A 19,628-nucleotide genomic window follows, 5' to 3' on the forward strand; every position below is an offset into this window, starting at 1 on the left:
GGAGGGAATGCAATGAAAACAGGACGCATCAGTCAGATCATGGGACCAGTCGTAGACGTTCGTTTTGAAGACGGTCACTTGCCTGAGATTTATAATGCGATCAAAGTTTCGCATAAAGCGGAAAGCGAAAGTGAAGTTGATATCGACTTAACTTTAGAAGTAGCACTACATTTAGGTGATGATACAGTGAGAACCATCGCAATGGCATCAACAGACGGTGTGAAGCGCGGTATGGAAGCTGTAGACCTTGGAAAACCAATTTCAGTACCAGTTGGTAACGTAACACTTGGACGTGTATTCAACGTACTGGGAGATAACATTGACTTAGATGAGCCACTTGGTGTGGAAGCGCAAAGAGACCCAATCCACAGACAAGCGCCTTCTTTTGATCAACTTTCTACAGAAGTTGAAATTCTTGAAACAGGTATCAAAGTTGTTGACCTTCTTGCTCCTTACATCAAAGGTGGAAAGATCGGTCTATTCGGTGGAGCCGGTGTTGGTAAAACCGTTCTGATTCAAGAATTGATCAACAACATCGCACAAGAACACGGCGGTATTTCTGTATTCGCTGGTGTTGGAGAGCGTACACGTGAAGGAAATGACCTTTACTACGAAATGAAAGATTCTGGCGTTATCGAAAAAACAGCGATGGTCTTCGGCCAAATGAACGAGCCACCAGGTGCACGTATGCGTGTAGCTCTAACTGGTTTGACAATGGCAGAGCATTTCCGTGATGAACAAGGTCAAGACGTATTGTTCTTCATCGATAACATCTATCGTTTTACACAAGCAGGTTCTGAAGTATCAGCCCTTCTTGGACGTATGCCTTCAGCGGTAGGTTATCAGCCAACTCTTGCAACAGAAATGGGTCAGCTTCAAGAGCGTATCACGTCTACAAACGTAGGATCGGTTACATCGATTCAAGCGATCTATGTACCTGCGGATGACTATACAGATCCAGCTCCAGCTACAACGTTCGCTCACCTTGATGCAACGACAAACCTTGAGCGTAAGTTGACAGAGATGGGGATTTACCCAGCGGTAGATCCACTTGCTTCAACATCTCGTGCCCTTGCACCTGAGATTGTTGGCGAAGAGCATTATGCGATCGCGCGTGAAGTTCAGCAAACATTGCAACGTTATAAAGAATTGCAAGATATCATTGCCATTTTAGGTATGGATGAATTATCTGAGGACGATAAGCTTGTGGTACACAGAGCTCGTCGTGTTCAATTCTTCCTATCTCAAAACTTCCACGTAGCAGAACAGTTCACTGGCCAAAAAGGTTCTTATGTGCCATTGCAAGAAACTGTTAAAGGCTTCAAGGAAATCTTATCTGGTAAATACGATCACCTTCCAGAAGATGCATTCCGCTTAGTCGGCCGCATTGAAGAAGTGGTTGAAAAAGCCAAAGAGATGGGTGTAGAGGCCTAATCTGGTCCTTAGGAGGGTAAAAGCATGAAGACCGTTCAAGTCAATATCGTTACTCCCGACGGCCCAGTGTATGAAGCGGATGTGGAAATGGTCAGTGTAAGAGCAGAAAGCGGTGAGCTTGGGATTTTAGCTGGCCACGTTCCAATGGTTGCTCCGCTAAAAATCGGTGCAGTTCGCTTAAAACATAGTGGATCAACTGAATTGGTTGCAGTAAGCGGTGGATTTGTTGAAGTTCGCCCCGAAAAAGTAACCATTCTTGCTCAGGCTGCTGAAACATCAGACAAAGTTGATGTCGATCGTGCAAAATCAGCGAAACAGCGTGCTGAAGAGCATTTGAACCACCCGAATGAAAGTGATGTACGCAGGGCGGAACTCGCATTAAAACGGGCATTAAACCGTTTAAATGTAGCAGGGAAATAAAACAGAAAATCCTTCTTATCACTGTGATAAGAAGGATTTTTTTTAGGATGACATGAGAGATTGATACATCGACACATACGGATGAGATGCTTGCTTTTCAAGATATAACTGCTCGCAAAATTGCGTACTGCAATGCCATGTTTTATTGTTTCTGCGTAAGCCAAGCGTATATTGGTGCGAAGAGTCCATATAAGGCCGCACGACCCAGTCAGCATCTGAATGATGACGGATGACAACCTCTCCTAAATACACACTCATCATCGCTTCTAATGCATCTATTGGCATTTTCCACTCAGCAAAAAGCTGCTGACGGAAGGCATCGAAGTATAATGACTCTAACTGATAAAGGCTTTCCTCTGAGTAATCCAAAGAAATGTTATGAAAATGACACAATTGTGCTAATTCTTCTAGCTGTGTCTGTCTATAATCAAAGTAGAAAGCAATGGCTTCCCATTCATGTTCAAATGAGGGAACCAGTTCTCCGTACAAATCAACAAAGTCAGGAAAAGAATCTTTCAAATATGATCAGCTCCTTCCACCGCAGTATATCATCTCCTTCGCATCAGAATAAGAGGGGATTCACTCTAAATGTAGCTCTTTTTTCCAAATGATTCATCTTTCCGATTTTGGAGGATATAATGAAAGGGAGTTTTCCTTTACAGAAATCAATAAAAGGAGGATTCAAGTGTATGGAAGACGTAGGACAACAAGCAATTGTCAGTATTGTGATCCACCTATTTTTTATCGCCATTACGTGGTGGGCATTGCTTGCGGTGAATATCGATCCACTGATTAAAAAGGGAAAAATTATTCAAGCTAGATTGCTCATGATGCTGATCACGATTGCTATTGCATCGGCAGTCAGCAATTTCTTCCTTGATTATTTAAATTTCTCCAGACAAATCCCTTATATGTTTTAACATAAAAGGTTTGGTCACTGCCTTCTGCGGGAACGTAAAAAGAAGTGTCAAAAATATGGCCTTTGATGACTTTTCCACGTATGCATTGATCTCCTTGCGGCAACACTTGTAGCAAGGGGGAATGACAAGTGAGAAAGTGTTTAAAAGGTTGGCCATTATTTGCATTTATTCTTTTTTTTGTTCTGATGATTCAAGGTGTTCGGGCGGAAGAAACATCCACGCTCGCCCAAATAGCAGAAGGTATGAAAAACCAGCAAATCGAAGTAAGTGGATGGACGCTTCATGCCAAAACAAATATAGACATTTCATCCGAACAATTTTCAAAAAAAGTGAAACGTTTGAAAGACGAACTACGACAGTATGAGTGGACCGAAAAAAAAGAGAAACATGTCACCAAAGTCACAGGAATTTACAAAGATGAAAAAAATGATACATTATCTAAAATTTTACTCGTGAAGACCGACACAAAATCAAACCAAAAGTCGTATTTATTATATGAGCAAAAAGGTGCTCGCCCACTGAATACCTGGGAGCATACATATGATCAGTTCGTACGTCATGCAAAAAGCATATTACAAGAAAAATTTGTGATTTTTACTTGTCTCGATGGTCATGTAAATGGTATGATGGATGTTGTTTTGCAAAAAAAAGCTGAAATGATAGCAAATGAATTTCAAGCAAAACCTGTTGAGTATCTCGTTGAGTCTAATTTTGTGTCGCTTTCCGCTTACACAGAGAAGTGGGAACAGTTCATTATGACTTCAAATGATAAAATGAATGTTCAAATTGCCATCAGAAGTTCGGAAATGAACGAAAATCATACGATTACGGTTGGCACACCAATCGTAACGACTGAATATTAATATAGAGAATTTGGGACGCGGAGGGGAAGACCTTGGAAAAAATCATCGTCCGCGGCGGTCAAAAGTTAAACGGCACAGTTAAAGTAGAAGGCGCAAAAAATGCCGTTTTACCAGTTATCGCTGCATCTTTGTTAGCAAGTACAGAAAAAAGCGTAATTTGTGATGTACCTACGCTCTCCGATGTATATACAATCAATGAAGTGTTACGTCATTTAGGAGCAGAAGTACATTTTGAAAATAACGAAGTATCAGTAGATGCATCTCATGCACTAGAAACTGAGGCTCCGTTTGAGTACGTCCGTAAAATGAGAGCATCTGTGCTCGTCATGGGACCACTTTTAGCTAGAACAGGTCATGCAAGAGTTGCATTACCTGGTGGCTGTGCGATTGGTTCAAGACCAATTGATCAGCATTTAAAAGGCTTTGAAGCAATGGGAGCTAAAATTCAAGTAGGTAATGGTTTCATCGAGGCTGAAGTAAATGGCCGTTTAAAAGGTGCAAAAATCTATTTGGATTTCCCAAGTGTAGGGGCAACTGAAAACATCATCATGGCAGCAGCATTGGCTGAAGGAACGACGATTTTAGAAAACGTAGCAAAAGAACCTGAAATTGTTGATTTGGCAAACTACATCAATGCCATGGGCGGTAAGGTTCGCGGTGCTGGAACTGGTACAATCAAAATCGAAGGTGTAGAAACACTTCACGGTGCAAAACACAACATCATCCCTGACCGAATTGAAGCTGGTACGTTTATGGTGGCAGCAGCCATTACTGAAGGAAATGTTCTTGTAAAAGGCGCTGTGCCTGAGCACATGACTTCACTTGTGGCGAAAATGGAAGAAATGGGTATTCAGATCATTGAAGAAGAAGAAGGTTTAAGAGTCATTGGACCATCTGAGCTCAAGCCAATCGATCTAAAAACAATGCCGCATCCTGGTTTCCCAACGGATATGCAATCTCAGATGATGGCGCTATTGCTTCGTGCGAACGGAACAAGCATGATCACAGAAACTGTGTTTGAAAATCGTTTTATGCATGCTGAAGAATTCCGCCGCATGAATGGCGATATTAAAATTGAGGGTCGCTCTGTGATAATCAATGGACCTGTTCAACTTCAAGGTGCTGAAGTGGCAGCGACTGATTTAAGAGCAGGAGCAGCACTTGTACTTGCTGGATTAGTGGCAGAAGGTCATACACGTGTCACTGAATTGAAGCATATTGACCGTGGATATGTGAACTTCCACCAAAAACTAGCAGCAATCGGTGCAGACATTGAAAGAGTAAATGATGAATCAGCAGATGTGACACAAGAACAAGTTGTATCAGATCTAAACGCATAATCATAAAAGAAATCAGTGTGTCCATTTGGGCATGCTGATTTTTTTTTTAGAATCATAGACTGGTTGCATTTTCAAAAGCTTATCATTAGTGTATCCAATCATTTTAAATTTTATTCATAAAGACGAACAGTAAATCAAATGATGAAGAGCGCGAGCGTATCACCAAAAGACTTGTCCAATGAATGAAAGAAGCTGTCATATTAGCTTGTCCTTGCCCATAGGATAAAAGAGATTCAATGACAAATGGGGGCAGCCAATATGAAACCAATGATATGGACAATCGCAGGAATTTGCATCATCATTTTAATGATTCCAACCTTACTAGTGTTGCCGACGTTCCAAGGAAAACCAGCAGCCAGCCAACACGTAGCAGCAGAACCATCAGTTAAAAAAGAAGTGAAAGGTTCAGTCAAATTGAAACAATCACCCGTCTCCATTCCCGTCTACCGTTCAGCGCATCAGCAGGTAGAAAACATCCCCTTAGAAGAGTATGTGATCGGTGTCGTCGCTTCTGAAATGCCAGCCGATTTTGAAATAGAGGCGCTCAAGGCACAGGCACTCGCCGCTAGAACGTATATCGTCAGACAAATGATCATTGATAAAACCGTCAAATCTCCACAAGGTTCCCTTGTAGATGACACCCAAATGTTCCAAGTGTACAAAAATAAACAGGAACTGAAGAAAATTTGGGGAAAAGCGTACAATTGGAAATTAAAAAAGGTCACAGAAGCGGTCGCCAGTACACAAGGGAAAGTACTGACGTATGACGAAAAACCAATTGATGCTTCCTTCTTTTCGACAAGTAATGGGAAAACCGAAAATGCAGAAGCTTATTGGAAAAATGAAATCCCTTATTTGAAAAGCGTCTCAAGCAAATGGGACGAAAAATCACCCAAATTCCAAAACAAGAAAACCATCACAGTGAGCGAATTTCAGCAAAAACTGGGTGTGACCCTTGGCCAGCAGCAGGTGGGAGAAATTGTAGAACGAACACCAGGCAATCAAGTAGCCAAAGCCGTCATTAACGGAAAAACATTGTCGGGCAGAGACATTCGCGAATCACTAGGATTGCACTCTGCAGACTTTACATGGGAACGAAAGGGTCAGCAAATCGTGATTACGACAAAAGGGTATGGCCATGGTGTGGGCATGAGTCAGTATGGTGCACATTATATGGCACAGTCAGGCAAAAAAGTAGAGGCGATCGTGAAACATTATTATCAAGGGATAAAAATTGAATCAGCTGATCGCTTTCTGAACACATATATGGCTAAGAAATAAAAGCAAAGGTGCCTCAAAATGGGGGCATCTTTTTTTATGTGTGAAGAGGTTTGAACAGAATGTGACAAATTGCGACTTAAGGCGCACCTCAGGAAATCTTAAACATTTACATCCCGACAAGAACCGATGGCCGATACAAAGCCCCTCGAAAGAATGAGAAAACGAGGGTGACAAAAGAGTCGTTAGGTGAATATATCTAGACATCTGACAGAATTTTAGTGATTTTGATGAAAGAGAAAAAGGGATCGAGTCCTATACCATTCCAAGACAGAATATTTTACGATTAAGATGTTTCAATCAAATACATAAGGAGGAAGGAAAAGCATGTTAAAAAAAGTATTTACACTCGTAACCTTAGCTGTATTGACATTATCAATGTCAATCTCTTCACCAGTATTTGCAGAAGCAGCATCAGCCAAAAAACATAAGAAAGATGTAAGAGTGACGATCTTACTTGATGCAAGTGGAAGTATGGCAAGAAAAGTGGATGGAGAGCGCAAATTCGATTTAGCAAAACAAGAGGTATTTAAATTTGCTCAGTCTCTTCCGAGAGATGCTAAAATCCGTATGAGTTTGTTTGGGTCTGAAGGCAACAACAAAAACTCAGGTAAAGCTCAATCATGTGAAGTCATTAGAGGCGTTTATGGCGTTCAGCCTTATGAAAAGGATAGTTTCGAAAACTCTCTAAACGGTCTTGGACCAAATGGCTGGACACCGATTGCACGTGCTCTTGAAAGTGCAAAGCAAGCGGATAAGCAGCTTCATAAGGGAACAAAACACATTGTGTACTTAATTACTGATGGTGAAGAAACTTGTGGTGGAGATCCAGTGAAAGTAGCGAAAGAGCTTCATAACTCAAAGGGATCTACTGTAGTCAATGTGATTGGATTAGACTTTAACGATGGCTATGAAGGTCAATTGAAGCAAGTAGCTAAAGCTGGTAAAGGTCATTACTACCAAGCAAGCACTGGGAAAGAAATGGGTTCTATCCTTACAGCAGAATCATTAAAACTACACGAATAACTTGCTGAAGAAAAGGGAAACGATTGATTGATGCTTTCGTTTCTCTTTTTCTGTACAAATGAAAAAAAGGGAGATTTTTTAATGAAAAGAAATATTATATTAACCATTTTAGCGAGTCTTGTTCTGCTTCTTTCTTCACCAGCTCATGCTGTAACGAAAAAGGAGCCTGCTCATGTGGTGATTTTACTTGATTTAAGCGGAAGCATGGCACAATCGGTTGAAGGCGAAAAGAAAATTGATATCGCAAAACGCTCGATCCAAAGTTTCGCAAGTATTTTATCAGAAGATACACAAGTCTTGCTTCGTGTTTTTGGTCATGAAGGAACGAATAAAAATGCAGGAAAAGCTGTTTCTTGTGCAAGTTCCGAAGCAGTTTATGGATTTGGAACATATGAGCAAGCAACCTTTCAACAAGCGCTAAATGTGTATGGTCCAACAGGCTGGACACCACTTGCCAAAGCATTAACTGATACGAAACAAGATTTTGAAGATCACCAAGCTGAAGGAAAAAATATTGTATATGTTGTCAGCGATGGTGAGGAAACATGCGGCGGAAGCCCATCACAAGTAGCGAAGCAATTACATGAAGAAGGTATTGACACAATCGTCAATATCATTGGCTTCGATGTAAATGAAAAAGAAGCAAAAAGTCTAAAATCTGTTGCCAAAGCTGGTGGTGGACAATATCAACCAGCAGCAAATGCAGAAGAATTAAATCATATTCTTCAAAAAGAAGCGAACTCTTTTGGTCAATAAGATGTGAATAGACAGCTGGGGAGAAACCCCCAGCTGTTTTTTCATAAAGGATCAATTTAAAGTCGTTTCTAATTCATCAATCCGTTTCTCCACGTAGTGCTGATCTTTTCTTGCATGAAAGGTTTCGGCTTTTTCTAATATCGCGGTGGTATTGTATTCTGGGATCTGGGAATAGCTTTCGTAAACTCCTTTTGGTATTAACACGTTTCCTTCAGGCCAATAAACTGCAATATTTCCACGTTTCAGCTCTCCGAATTGAGCCACTCCTTGGTAGGATCCATATTGATTGAAAAGGACAACAGGATCGCCTTCTTGGACGTAAAGCTCTTTCGCATCTTCTTCATTCATCAAGATAGAATGACGCTTTCCGCCATTAAAGGCATCCTTTTCACTGTAAATCATAGAGTTGAATTGCTTGCCTCGTCTTGTCGTGATATTGAAATGTCCCTCAGTTTTTCGATATTGAGGCAGCTGTGCTGGAAGCAGGTGTCCTTTTCCATCCGTTGTTGGACACACCCCATCTTCGCAAAGCCATGCGCCACCCCATTGAAAGACATCCCCTTTATGACGCAAATGTTGGATCCCATCATAGTTCCGATTTGCGATGGCAATCTCACGGCGAATGTCTTCAGCATGGTCAAAATGAATCAACTTCGCGTCTTCTGGGCGAACTCTTTTTGCTAGGTCAATATAAATGTCCCATTCAGCTCTGGCTTCTTCAATGCGAGGTCCTTCAATTTCCGGACTGAAATACACCATGCGTTCCGTACTGGTTGATGTACCGCCGCCTGGCTGTTCATATCTTGTCATTGCAGGCAGAACAATCACAGTCTCTTCTGCTTCTACTAGTGTAGAGGTGTTCAAAATAATATCTTGATGGACACGGAGTTCAAGTTCGGATAGTGCTTTTTCAATCGCTTCAGGATTTGGCATCGTTTCTAAAAAGTTTCCACCGCTAGTAAACAGCATCTTCAGCTTTTGCGGGTGTTCTTTTGGAAGAGCCATTTTTTCAAATGATTGCCCAATCGTGTCACCATGCCATTTTGGAATATCAAATCCCCATATCTTCTCGATTCTTTTAATATTCTCTTCATCAAAATCACTGCCGGGCAATACGAATGGATCAGCACCCATTTCGCCTGAACCTTGGACACCGCTATGGCCACGAATCGGCATAACGCCACAATGTTTTCTGCCAATAAATCCACGTAACATGGCAAGGTTTGCGACTTGTGATATATTATCAGTGGCAAAGCGATGCTGAGTGAGACCCATACTCCAAATAAACACCCCTGAATTGGCATTGGCAAGCAGTACAGCGAATTCCTTCATTCTTTCTTTAGATAAGCCTGACGATGCTTCGAGATCCGACCATTTTAACTGAGTGACATGCTGCTTTACATCTTTTATGCCGGTTGTATGCGCTTGGATAAATTCATGGTCAAGAGCGGAATGAGGCGCTTGCTCTTCCATTTCAAACCAATGTTTGATGACACCATTCATAAACGCAATATCGCCGCCTATATTGACTTGATAAAAATCATCCGCTATTTTTGTGCCGAATAAAGCACTTTCTGGGATAGAAGGGACCCAATATTTTTCCATTGCAGGCTCTTTATATGGATTGATGACAATGATCTTGGTTCCTTTCTTTTTAGCGGCGTACATATATTTAGTCGAAACCGGCTGGTTGTTTGCTGCAACAGATCCCCAAAATATCAATACATCTGTTCCAATCCAATCACTGTAATTACAGCTGGATGCACCTATACCAAGGGAGCGTTTAAGAGCGGTTTTGCTTGGTGAATGGCAAATACGAGAAGCATTATCGATATGATTTGTTCCAATAAATCGCGCAGCTTTCGCCGCAGTATAGTACACTTCATTTGTAATCCCTCTAGCCGTTAAATAGAAAGCAAGTTGACGTTTATCAATCGATTTGATTTTAGCGGCGATTTGATCTAATGCACCATCCCAAGAAATGCGTGTAAAGGCATTCTCACCTTTTTTTCGAATCAGTGGATAAGGAATACGCCCAAGTTTTCGAAGAGACGTGCTATCCATTTGTTTGAGCCGCTCAATATCTTCGAACCATTTTGGATCAATAGCTGGCATTGTGTTAAGCCGTAGCACATTCAGTCTTGTTGTGCATATATGGGGTCCTGCTAGTGTTTGATCGTATAAACCTGATACACCAAGAGCACAGCCGTCACAAACGCCCTGAGTCAAAATACGGTACGCATAGGGGAGGTTATCTTTGTTCTCCCATGCCACTTTCATTGTGTCTCGAATGTGTTTCGGTTTTACTTTTCCAAGCCCCATAGGAGCAAAAGAGGCCCATAGCTTTGGTGAGGGTTTTTTGTTGAGTTTAATAGGCCCCTTGTGTTTTGTTTTTCCCATGATATCGTCACCCTCCTATTACTTTGTAAAGCGTTTTCATATCTAAAAATTACCTGTAGATTGTCATTCTGTCAAATTCATCTTAAGAGTGGATCGTGACAGAAGAAGGAGCAGTAAGATTTGATTCACGAAGTTGTTTAATATCCTTCCGAATGAGAAGAGATATGATAAACGCAATGAAAAATAGGCCAGAGAAGACCATGAGACTTTGTGTGTAATTGCCTGTAATGTCACGAATAAAGGAGGAAAATAAAGGTCCTGCTAAACCAGCAGCGGCCCAAGCGGTGAGAATATAACCGTGTATGGCACCTAGCTGCTTCGTACCAAATAAATCTCCGATATAGGCTGGAATTGAAGCGAACCCTCCTCCATAGCACGTATAAATGATTGCCATCACGATTGAAAAGATGAGCGGTTCTTTTAAGTTGGGAAGTAAGGGAAAAGCAATGAGCTGTATAGTAAAGAAAATCGTATACGTATTTGGCCTTCCGATATAATCAGAGAAGGATGCCCATCCGATCCGTCCTAGCCCATTAAAAGCACCTAAAATTCCAACAAGAGTAGCTGCTGCACCGGCCGTGAAACCAACACTTTCTTGAGCAAGCGGTGATGCTACAGAAATAATAGCAATTCCGCATGTGATATTGATAAAGAGCATGATCCACAAATAATAAAAGCGCCGTGTTTTAATGGCTTCATTTGCGGTGAGCTGTGATAAATCTTGAGGAATTTTCCTTTGGCTTGTTTTTAGCACGTTAAATTGTTTGACATCATCAGGTGTTGGTGGTGATAAATAAAGAGATGAAACGACCATGATGATAAAATAAGAGATTCCGAGAATATAGAAGGTATTTGCAATATCAACTTTTTCAATGAGAAATTGAATAATGGGACTGCAAATCAGAGAAGCAAACCCAAAGCCCATAATGGCTAAACCCGTTGCGAGTCCTCTTCGATCTGGAAACCATTTGACTAATGTGGATACTGGAGCAATATAGCCTACACCTAATCCGATTCCAGCGAGTACACCATAAAATAAATAGAGGAGAGGTAATGAAGACATATGGACAGCAAACCCTGATCCAGTCATCCCAATGCCGAAGAAAATAGCTGAGAAGAGCCCTGATGCCCTCGGCCCATACTTTTCAACGAAATGCCCCATAAAGGCAGCTGATAAACCTAAAAATAAAATAGCGATGCTAAATGTCAGGCTTATTTCTGTTAATGACCATTGAAAGGTTTGATGTAAAGGATTCGTAAAAACACTCCATGCATAAACAGATCCGATAGATAAATGAATCCCCACAGCACTTGTAGCGATAAGCCAACGGTTTTTTGTTTTGTTCATTGTGTTCCCTCCATATAAAGCAAACAAAAAGTTTGATAAGATAGAAATATGTTACATTTTTATGACTTTTTAAAATAATATCACAATTCGTCTGGTTCATATAACTAAATTTGTGTTGAAAGGAAGATCAGATCATGAATCCTTCTGTTAAAACGAAACGACGCATACACCAATATCGCAGAGGTCAAATGACATGTAAAACAGATGAAGTTGTAGAAGAATTCCCTTTAACCGTGCTGGTGAATAGTGAAGAGTTTGTCACACTCGTTTGTTCACCGGATCATTTGAAAGAATTGGTGATCGGTTTTTTAGCTTCAGAAGGAGTCATTCGATTTGAAAAAGAGATTAAAAGGTTTACAATAGATGAAAGTATGGGTTTTGCATATGTTGACTTACATCACTCAACTCAGTTCCAATCCTCAGATTTTACAAAACGAGTGATCGGATCTTGCTGTGGGAAAGGAAGACATTTTTATTTTCTCCAAGATGTGAAGACGGCAAAAACAGCCATTGACCGAATCAGTATTTCTGCTGAAACTTGTATTCATTTAATGAAATGTTTACAGGAGGAAAGTCAGTTATTTCAACATACTGGTGGTGTCCATAATGCTGGACTGTGTGATACAGAAAAGCTATTCATCACTAGGACGGATATAGGACGGCATAATGCGTTGGATAAAATCTATGGATATTGTTTACTTCATAAAATCCCACTGAGAGATAAAATCCTTGTATTTAGCGGCCGGATATCGTCTGAAGTTCTGTTGAAGGCAGCAAAATTAGGAGTATCAATCGTCATATCAAAATCAGCTCCTACTGAGTTAGCACTTAAAATGGCAGAAGAATTAAATATAACAACAGTTGGATTCGTAAGAGGAGAATCTTTTAATATCTATACTCATTATCAGCGTATTACAGAATAGGAGGCTAAGTATGGTCAGTATTTTGGATAAAAGACATCGACCATTGCGCGATTTAAGAATATCCGTAACAGATCGCTGTAATTTTAGATGTACGTACTGTATGCCTGCTGAAATCTTTGGACCAGATTATCCTTTTTTAGATAAAGAAGAGCTGCTTAGCTTTGAGGAAATTGAACGACTTGCTGCGCTTTTTGCAAAGGAATTAGGTGTGGTGAAATTACGTATTACGGGTGGTGAACCTTTAATGCGTAAAGATTTGCCCGTTTTGATAGAAAAACTCGCAAAAATTCCAGGTATTGAAGACATCGCGATGACAACCAATGGAACGCTGTTACCGTTGTACGCAGATAAGCTAAAGAAAGCAGGTCTGAATAGAGTCACCATTAGTTTAGATTCTTTAAATCCAGATCGTTTTAAGCAGATGAATGGAAGACACATTTCTATCCAAAAAGTATTTGATGGGATAGAGGCTGCAAAAAAAGCTGGACTTGCTATTAAGATCAATATGGTTGTCCAAAAAGGTGTGAATGATCAAGATATCTTACCAATGGCAGCCTATTTTAAAAAAGAAGGACACATTCTACGATTTATTGAATTCATGGATGTTGGCAATACGAACAAATGGAATCTCAAGCATGTATTGACGAAAAAAGAGATTATGGAGCTAATTCATTCAAAATACCCTATCAAACCAGAACCCCCTCGATATCAAGGTGAAGTAGCCAAGCGTTATTTTTATGAGGATGGGTCAGGAGAGATTGGCATTATTTCTTCCGTTTCAGATGCTTTTTGTGGATCGTGTAATAGAGCTAGACTATCTGCACGTGGCGAATTATTCACCTGTCTTTTTGCATCATCGGGTTTTGATCTGAGACGATTCATCCGTAATTCAGAAAATGATGAATATCTAGTGAACATATTGAAGGAACTTTGGTCAAACAGACAGGATCAATATTCAGCTGAGAGAGAGCAAAAGAAAGATCAGAAAAAAGTTGAGATGTCCTACATCGGCGGGTAATGACAACAAAGTATCATGATCATCGATTTTTGAAAAGAAGAGAAAATGCTATAATCACTGTTGAAAATCTTCTTTTAACATCAGGACAATCTTTCCTATAAGCTCATCCCCATAAAAAAACAGCAGAGATTCTGCTGTTTTTTTAAAATGCTATTTTGTACCTCAAAATTGACGGAGTAAGGATGAAAAAAAGATTTTTATTCATTTTGTCCTGCTTTACATTTACAGGAACTATGCTAAGATCAAATCAATTTTTACCAACTCGATTTTTTCACTCCTGGAATCTGTCCTTTATAGGCAAGCTCACGAAAAGCAATTCGAGACATTTTAAATTTTCTCAAGTAACCTCTAGGACGGCCAGTTAATTCACAGCGGTTTTTTAAGCGAGTGGGTGAAGAGTCTCTAGGTAGTTTCTGCAAAGCTTCATAGTCACCTTTTTCTTTTAGCTCTTTCCTTAATTGTGCATATTTCAAAACGAGCTGCTGCCGCTTTTTTTCTTTTGCTATTTTTGATTTCTTTGCCATTTAAAACCCTCCTGGTTTAAGTGTGTATGTTCCATTGAAAGGGGTCTTCAAACGTTGTCCAATCTTGATCAAATTCTTCAGGTGTGAGTAAGCATTGATCTAGTGTACGAATAATATCTGCTTTAGGTAAATCTACACCGATAAAGACAAGTTTTGTATGTCGATCACCAAACTCTGCATCCCACTCATCTAAAATTTCTGGTTCCTGATTTAAGATCCGTGATCGTTCTTGCTCAGGCAAGGCAGCAATCCAGTATGCGATTGGTTCAATTGCAACAGATTTTCCGGCTTGTGAAATTAAAATGGTTAAATCATGATGTGTCGCTAGCCATGTAAATCCTTTCGCTCGAACAATCTGCTCTGGCATTTGATCTAACCATGCATTCAGTCTGCCAGTATGAAAAGGAAGCCTTCTTTCATAAACAAAAGATGAGATTTGGTATTCTTCTGTTTCAGGCGTATGCTGAGAGTGTCCAGCATTAATTTCTTTGATCCAGCCCGCAGAAGCACTAGATTTTTCAAAATCGAATAAACCAGTATTCAAAATATCACTAGGCTGTACGTTACCTTTAGAGGTTCTAATAATGGCTGCTTCTGGTTGAAGTTTGGTTAACACGTGCTCAAGCCGATCTAGTTCTGATGCTGATACAAGATCACATTTATTGATAATGAGCACATCACAAAATTCAATTTGATCAATAAGTAAATCGGAAATCTCTCGTTCATCATCATCTGAAACTGCTTCTTTACGATCCAATAAACTTTCTCCTGACTGGAAATCTGTCCAGAAACGGTTTGCATCTACCACCGTTACCATCGTGTCTAATCTGCAAAAACGTGTCAAATCTATGCCCATTTCTTCATCAATGTAAGAGAAAGTTTGAGCGACAGGAATTGGTTCACTAATACCTGTAGATTCAATGACAATATAATCGATATTCCCAGCCTTACAAAGGCGTTCTACTTCAATTAATAAATCTTCTCTCAATGTGCAACAAATACAACCATTAGATAGTTCAACCAGTTTCTCATCTGATCGAGAGAGTTCTCCGCCTTGCTTAACTAATTCTGCATCAATATTTATTTCGCTCATGTCATTGACAATAACAGCTACTTTTAGCCCTTTACGATTCTGTAGAACATGATTTAATATCGTGGTTTTTCCAGCTCCTAAAAAGCCGCTTAGAACTGTGACAGGTATTCTCTTATCCATTTGGTTTAGTCCTTTTGAACATAATCATTTTGTATGCCGCCTCGCTTAAATAGTAATTGTTACGATTTGAATCCCAAAAATTATTTTGTTTCCCGATGAAGGGTGTATTTCTTTAATCGTGGAGAATATTTTTTTAACTCCAATCTGTCTGGGTTCGTTCGTTTATTTTTTGTAGTGATATAGTTTCTGTCACCTGTTTCTGTACAGGCTAAGGTGATTTTCACGCGCATAAGTGCTATAACCCTCCTTTATTCCGTAATGATTACGATTTGTATTTTAAAATGATAAAGGCTGATTGTCAAGTTTAGTATCAAGGCTATGCCAACTCAAATAAAAAAGGGGTATCGCATTTTATTGATACCCCTTTCTATTAATAAAAGTCACCAAGTTCTTCTTCGTAATAATCTTCGTACTGTTGGACATCGGTAGGAAGCTCTTGGAGAAAGGCTAGCCCGCCTAGTATAAACATCAAAACGATAGCGATGAATGAGAGAATAACTGCGGCAATACTTGAAATGGCAAAAAGTGTCTGCATTTTCATCATCTTAGCATATTGTTCCAATAATTCTTCGTAAGAAGTATCAGACGCTTGAATCAATTGTTCAGCTGCTTTCACGGATTTTTGGACATGAATTCCCATCATAATCAGAAAAACGCCAATGGCAGCAGGAAGAACAAGCCAAAATCCACTGAGGATGGATAGACCACCTGAAATATAAAGAAAGATGCTCCCAACCTTTCCCCACTTTGTTATTGAATGAAGAGATTGAATGATTTTCTCAGTTTGTTGCAATTGTGTTCACTCCTTTATGTATTCACTCTATATCATACCTGAGCAAGTAGTACTTTAGGAAGAGTGAATTGACCTTATTTCTATCTTTTATTTACTTTTTATGGATAAATAAATTATTTTCGAATAAGAAAAAAGTAACAATTACTACAATTATAATCGAAAAATTTTGTCATAAATAAGAAAAGTAGTTTGAAGTAATTAGAAAATTTATCAAAATATGTTGTTAGTTGTCTATCAATTGGTTATTATTGTATTGTATTACCATAAAAATTGGAAGGTGGAATTCATATGTTAGATCGAATTTTAAACAAAATGACCAATGTTCAACCTGCAGCTGCTAGATGTATTTTGCAAAGATTGGTAACTTCTTGCCAATCAGCACCAACTTGTTTCCTTCAAGGCGTTGGAACTTTCCGTTACTATGTGGATCGTGACACAGGTGAGATTTGTACTAGCCAAGAACGCGTTAAATGTGGCTGCTAAATTTAAGTATCTTATTTATTAGGGTGTGAACGCATGAGCATAACTCCAATTTCATTAGTAACAAATGCTATGCAGACGTCAAATAAGCGTCAAGCTGGCCATACATCAAATTCTTTTTTGACCCAAGCAGCGCAAATTGTTCAAGGCGACCATTCTCCAGAAGAGAGAAAGGCGTTATTTCAACAACTGACTTTAGTTCAGCAAGGAAAAGATTTAGAGCTTCATGTTTCTAAATTAAAGGAACTAGAGAAAGAGGTTCAAAAAGAGGGGTCTTCTTCCGTTACTGTGAATCAGCACGGTGATCAAGTTGACATTTCAAATGAAGCTCGCAGTGAGTTTGAACAAGCTGAGGAACAAACATCCGCTTCAAGCGAAGCTAATGAAATCGCTGCAGAGGAAAAAGGGAAGGATGTTCAGCCAAATTCACAATAATAAAAAATGAGGCATGTGTTTGATGCTCTTCACATGCCTCATTTATCTTTAGTTTGCAGCTAGTCTTGAATAAAGACCGTCTGGAAAAGGTGCTGCATATGAGATGGTATCATTGTCTTCTACCATGATGTAGAACGGAAACTCCTGAATTTGGAATGCGTTTATCAATTGTTCGTCTACCGGAATAATTCGCAAGTTTGTTTCGTTATCACGATATAATTCTTGGTCCTTTTTTTGCCCGTTTTTCAACAAAATACTCAATGAAACGTTTAGTTTACGCTGCTTTTTTGTTTCTAGGAATTGTTCGAGTGATGGAATGCAGTGCGGACATGCTGTGTCAGTGAAGATCAGTAATTGTTGTGTACGATTTGTTTGCAGCAGATCATTCATGTGAATGGGTGATGGCTGTTCGAGAAGTGGATGCGCAAGTTTCTGCCCCACGTGTTTTATAGGTAAAATGATAAGCTGCATCTGTTGTTTTAAATAGATGATAATTCCAGCCGTTAATAGAAGACTGCAAATCATAAGAGCGAGCTGTATAAGAAAAATTGAATTCATCGTATATCGTCCTCTCAAAGTGAAGTTACGCAAAGCTATCATATTACAAATATCAAAAATATGTCAATTATACTAAATGTTGTAAGGTGGAGCATCTCATGAGTACAGTGAACCATTGTTTATATGCAATCTCCTATACTTGGAAAAAAAGTCGTTCTTATCTTCTTTTAACTTTGTTCATTCAAGTGATCGTTGGTTTTATGCCTTTGGCTAGTGTCTGGATTATTCAAACTTTGATTAATGAAATTATTTTATTTATGACGTCTTCAGGTGACATCCAAAAGGTTTTGTGGTTATTTGGACTGCAAATGGTCATTGTGATTTTAGGATATGGACTTCAATTCATTCTTCAGCTTAGTCAACAGAAAGCGACAAATCTGATTGGTCTGCATTTGAAAGGTGAATTGCTTCAAAAAGCGATAAGACTGCCGTTTATTACGTTTGAGCACCCGTCCTTTTACAATGAAAGTCAACGTGTGATGAACAGTCATCAGCATGTTCTCAGTATGGTGAGAAGTATTTTTACAATGATGAGCGCGTTGATTACTGTTGTATCACTTCTTATTTATATGATCGGTATTCATTGGGGCTTAGCGGTCATATTGTTCTTGTTTACCTTGCCTGTATTATGGATTGAACTTTTCTTTGGAGGCGCACGTTATCGATTAAATCGTTTGTTAACGGCTAATGATCGAAGAGAAATGTATGTATCTGATCTCGTCGCACAGCGAGATTCTTTAAAGGAAGTTCGTTTATATGGAATAGGGAATTATCTTCTTCAAAAGTGGAGAGGTCACTACGTTAAAAGTGCAGATGAAAAATATAATTTGCTGAAACGCCAAGTGCGCTGGGAGATGGCAGGCGGGTTGCTCATGACATTGGCCTATGTGTGCTGTGGTTTATTGATTGTCTTTCTTATTTTTCAAAAAAAATTAGCTGCGGGTACGTTTGTTGCAGTGCTACAAGCTGTACAAAACATTCAAAGTGGGTTTCAAGATTTAACGAGGGAATGTTCTAGTTTATATGAAACGAGTCTATATGTTGATGAAATGAGAGCTTTTCTAAAGAGAGAAGAGGAAATGCATGAACAGACGGAAGAGGCAGCGTCGCTTCAGGGAATTGAGCATATCCAGTCCATTACATTAGACAATCTCTCTTTTACTTATCCGAATATGAAAAAACCAGCGATTGAGCATATTCATTTTCATATGAATAAAGGTGAACGAATTGCATTAGTAGGAGATAATGGGTCCGGTAAAACCACTTTAATCAAATGTTTAACCGGCTTATACGATCCAGATCAACAGAATATGCACAAAGTCAATGGAGAGGATATTTCCACCATCCATAAAAAGACCTATCATGCGAGAATGGCTGTTCTTTTTCAAGATTTTATGAAGTACGAATTCACTGTGAGAGAAAACATAGGGTTTGGCCGTATTGATGATATAGAAGAGGAAGAGCGGTTGATTTCAGCCGCCCGTCAAGCAGGTATAGAGAAAAGAATTAATGAAATGGATGACACATATGATGCGCAGCTAGGTCGCTTTTTTGAAGAAGGACATGAATTGTCTGGCGGACAATGGCAAAAGCTTGCGATGGCGAGAACCTTCTTTAGAGAAAGTGATTTTGTTATTTTAGATGAACCGACCTCTGCTCTCGATCCATTGTCGGAGATCTCGCTCATTCGAAAGTTATTCGATCATACGCAGGATCAAGGGGTTTTGTTTATTACACATCGTATGGGAGCGGCCCGCTTAGCAGACCGTATCATCGTCATGAAAGATGGTGCTTTCATAGAAGAGGGCAACCATGATGAACTGATGGCGTTGCACGGAGAGTACAGAAGGCTGTACGAGGCACAATCTCAACTATTTCAACAAAAGGAGATGGTGTAAG

General features: G+C 39.6%; 20 protein-coding genes. 12 read left to right on the forward strand and 8 right to left on the reverse strand.

Annotation, left to right across the window (positions count from 1 at the left end; all coding sequences use genetic code 11):
• Window positions 1-12 precede the first annotated feature (12 nt).
• Both atpD and ACTJKA_RS01090 read left to right on the forward strand, forming a co-directional pair.
• The gene (gene atpD / locus ACTJKA_RS01085) at window positions 13-1,434 is read left to right on the forward strand and encodes a F0F1 ATP synthase subunit beta (RefSeq protein WP_008343395.1); all 1,422 of its coding nucleotides are present in this window, start codon (window positions 13-15) and stop codon (window positions 1,432-1,434) included.
• 24 nt (window positions 1,435-1,458) lie between these two features.
• Window positions 1,459-1,854: a F0F1 ATP synthase subunit epsilon gene (locus tag ACTJKA_RS01090; protein WP_008343393.1), complete on the forward strand. Its 396-nt coding sequence runs from the start codon at window positions 1,459-1,461 to the stop codon at window positions 1,852-1,854.
• 42 nt (window positions 1,855-1,896) lie between these two features.
• Here ACTJKA_RS01090 and ACTJKA_RS01095 read toward each other — a convergent pair whose 3' ends face one another.
• The gene (locus ACTJKA_RS01095) at window positions 1,897-2,373 is read right to left on the reverse strand and encodes a hypothetical protein (protein WP_045033929.1); all 477 of its coding nucleotides are present in this window, start codon (window positions 2,371-2,373) and stop codon (window positions 1,897-1,899) included.
• A 170-nt stretch (window positions 2,374-2,543) separates the two neighbouring features.
• Between ACTJKA_RS01095 and ACTJKA_RS01100 the strand changes: the two genes are divergently transcribed.
• From ACTJKA_RS01100 to ACTJKA_RS01125, 6 genes are all read left to right on the forward strand, one after another.
• Complete coding sequence (locus ACTJKA_RS01100; protein WP_025208130.1) at window positions 2,544-2,774, forward strand: DUF1146 family protein; 231 nt, start codon at window positions 2,544-2,546, stop codon at window positions 2,772-2,774.
• Window positions 2,775-2,902: 128 nt separating this feature from the next.
• Window positions 2,903-3,637, forward strand: a complete 735-nt coding sequence (locus ACTJKA_RS01105) for a YwmB family TATA-box binding protein (RefSeq protein WP_035389789.1) — start codon at window positions 2,903-2,905, stop codon at window positions 3,635-3,637.
• A 32-nt stretch (window positions 3,638-3,669) separates the two neighbouring features.
• Window positions 3,670-4,977 (forward strand): UDP-N-acetylglucosamine 1-carboxyvinyltransferase, encoded by a 1,308-nt coding sequence (murA, locus tag ACTJKA_RS01110; protein WP_007497616.1) that lies wholly within the window; start codon window positions 3,670-3,672, stop codon window positions 4,975-4,977.
• A 258-nt stretch (window positions 4,978-5,235) separates the two neighbouring features.
• Entirely contained in the window at window positions 5,236-6,258 is a 1,023-nt protein-coding gene (gene spoIID / locus ACTJKA_RS01115) for a stage II sporulation protein D (protein ID WP_008343381.1), read from the forward strand.
• A 324-nt stretch (window positions 6,259-6,582) separates the two neighbouring features.
• Complete coding sequence (locus tag ACTJKA_RS01120; protein ID WP_375830738.1) at window positions 6,583-7,281, forward strand: VWA domain-containing protein; 699 nt, start codon at window positions 6,583-6,585, stop codon at window positions 7,279-7,281.
• 81 nt (window positions 7,282-7,362) lie between these two features.
• The gene (locus tag ACTJKA_RS01125; protein ID WP_171465861.1) at window positions 7,363-8,037 is read left to right on the forward strand and encodes a VWA domain-containing protein; all 675 of its coding nucleotides are present in this window, start codon (window positions 7,363-7,365) and stop codon (window positions 8,035-8,037) included.
• A 51-nt stretch (window positions 8,038-8,088) separates the two neighbouring features.
• On the opposite strand, the gene ACTJKA_RS01130 is transcribed toward ACTJKA_RS01125, so the two are convergent.
• Together ACTJKA_RS01130 and ACTJKA_RS01135 are read right to left on the reverse strand one after the other, a co-directional pair.
• Window positions 8,089-10,437, reverse strand: coding sequence for an FdhF/YdeP family oxidoreductase (locus ACTJKA_RS01130; protein ID WP_268359787.1), 2,349 nt, complete (start codon window positions 10,435-10,437; stop codon window positions 8,089-8,091).
• An 82-nt stretch (window positions 10,438-10,519) separates the two neighbouring features.
• Window positions 10,520-11,785 carry an L-lactate MFS transporter gene (locus ACTJKA_RS01135; protein WP_268359789.1) on the reverse strand — a complete coding sequence of 422 codons (1,266 nt, stop codon included), beginning with the start codon at window positions 11,783-11,785 and terminating at the stop codon, window positions 10,520-10,522.
• 134 nt (window positions 11,786-11,919) lie between these two features.
• Here ACTJKA_RS01135 and fdhD point away from each other — a divergent pair, with 134 nt between their 5' ends.
• A complete protein-coding gene (fdhD, locus tag ACTJKA_RS01140; protein WP_052320294.1) occupies window positions 11,920-12,708 on the forward strand; it encodes a formate dehydrogenase accessory sulfurtransferase FdhD in 789 nt (262 codons plus the stop codon).
• 10 nt (window positions 12,709-12,718) lie between these two features.
• Window positions 12,719-13,726 carry a GTP 3',8-cyclase MoaA gene (gene moaA, locus ACTJKA_RS01145; RefSeq protein ID WP_017360030.1) on the forward strand — a complete coding sequence of 336 codons (1,008 nt, stop codon included), beginning with the start codon at window positions 12,719-12,721 and terminating at the stop codon, window positions 13,724-13,726.
• Between the two features lie 254 nt (window positions 13,727-13,980).
• Here moaA and rpsN read toward each other — a convergent pair whose 3' ends face one another.
• From rpsN to ACTJKA_RS01165, 4 genes are all read right to left on the reverse strand, one after another.
• On the reverse strand, window positions 13,981-14,250 hold the full coding sequence (gene rpsN / locus ACTJKA_RS01150) for a 30S ribosomal protein S14 (RefSeq protein ID WP_008343369.1): 270 nt from the start codon (window positions 14,248-14,250) through the stop codon (window positions 13,981-13,983).
• Between the two features lie 16 nt (window positions 14,251-14,266).
• Complete coding sequence (locus ACTJKA_RS01155) at window positions 14,267-15,463, reverse strand: GTP-binding protein (RefSeq protein WP_008343361.1); 1,197 nt, start codon at window positions 15,461-15,463, stop codon at window positions 14,267-14,269.
• 80 nt (window positions 15,464-15,543) lie between these two features.
• Complete coding sequence (rpmG, locus tag ACTJKA_RS01160; protein WP_003214771.1) at window positions 15,544-15,693, reverse strand: 50S ribosomal protein L33; 150 nt, start codon at window positions 15,691-15,693, stop codon at window positions 15,544-15,546.
• A gap of 140 nt (window positions 15,694-15,833) precedes the next feature.
• On the reverse strand, window positions 15,834-16,256 hold the full coding sequence (locus tag ACTJKA_RS01165) for a DUF5362 family protein (protein ID WP_058213515.1): 423 nt from the start codon (window positions 16,254-16,256) through the stop codon (window positions 15,834-15,836).
• Between the two features lie 516 nt (window positions 16,257-16,772).
• Here ACTJKA_RS01165 and ACTJKA_RS01170 point away from each other — a divergent pair.
• Window positions 16,773-17,171 (forward strand): hypothetical protein, encoded by a 399-nt coding sequence (locus ACTJKA_RS01170; RefSeq protein ID WP_007497596.1) that lies wholly within the window; start codon window positions 16,773-16,775, stop codon window positions 17,169-17,171.
• Between the two features lie 48 nt (window positions 17,172-17,219).
• Here the strand turns inward: ACTJKA_RS01170 and ACTJKA_RS01175 are convergent, their stop codons facing one another.
• Complete coding sequence (locus ACTJKA_RS01175) at window positions 17,220-17,729, reverse strand: thiol:disulfide interchange protein (protein ID WP_144683470.1); 510 nt, start codon at window positions 17,727-17,729, stop codon at window positions 17,220-17,222.
• Between the two features lie 98 nt (window positions 17,730-17,827).
• Here ACTJKA_RS01175 and ACTJKA_RS01180 point away from each other — a divergent pair, with 98 nt between their 5' ends.
• Window positions 17,828-19,627, forward strand: a complete 1,800-nt coding sequence (locus ACTJKA_RS01180; RefSeq protein WP_171465856.1) for an ABC transporter ATP-binding protein — start codon at window positions 17,828-17,830, stop codon at window positions 19,625-19,627.
• Window position 19,628: the final 1 nt, after the last annotated feature.

Source organism: Bacillus sp. 22190 (genome assembly GCF_052045575.1).
Classification (GTDB): domain Bacteria; phylum Bacillota; class Bacilli; order Bacillales; family Bacillaceae; genus Bacillus; species Bacillus altitudinis.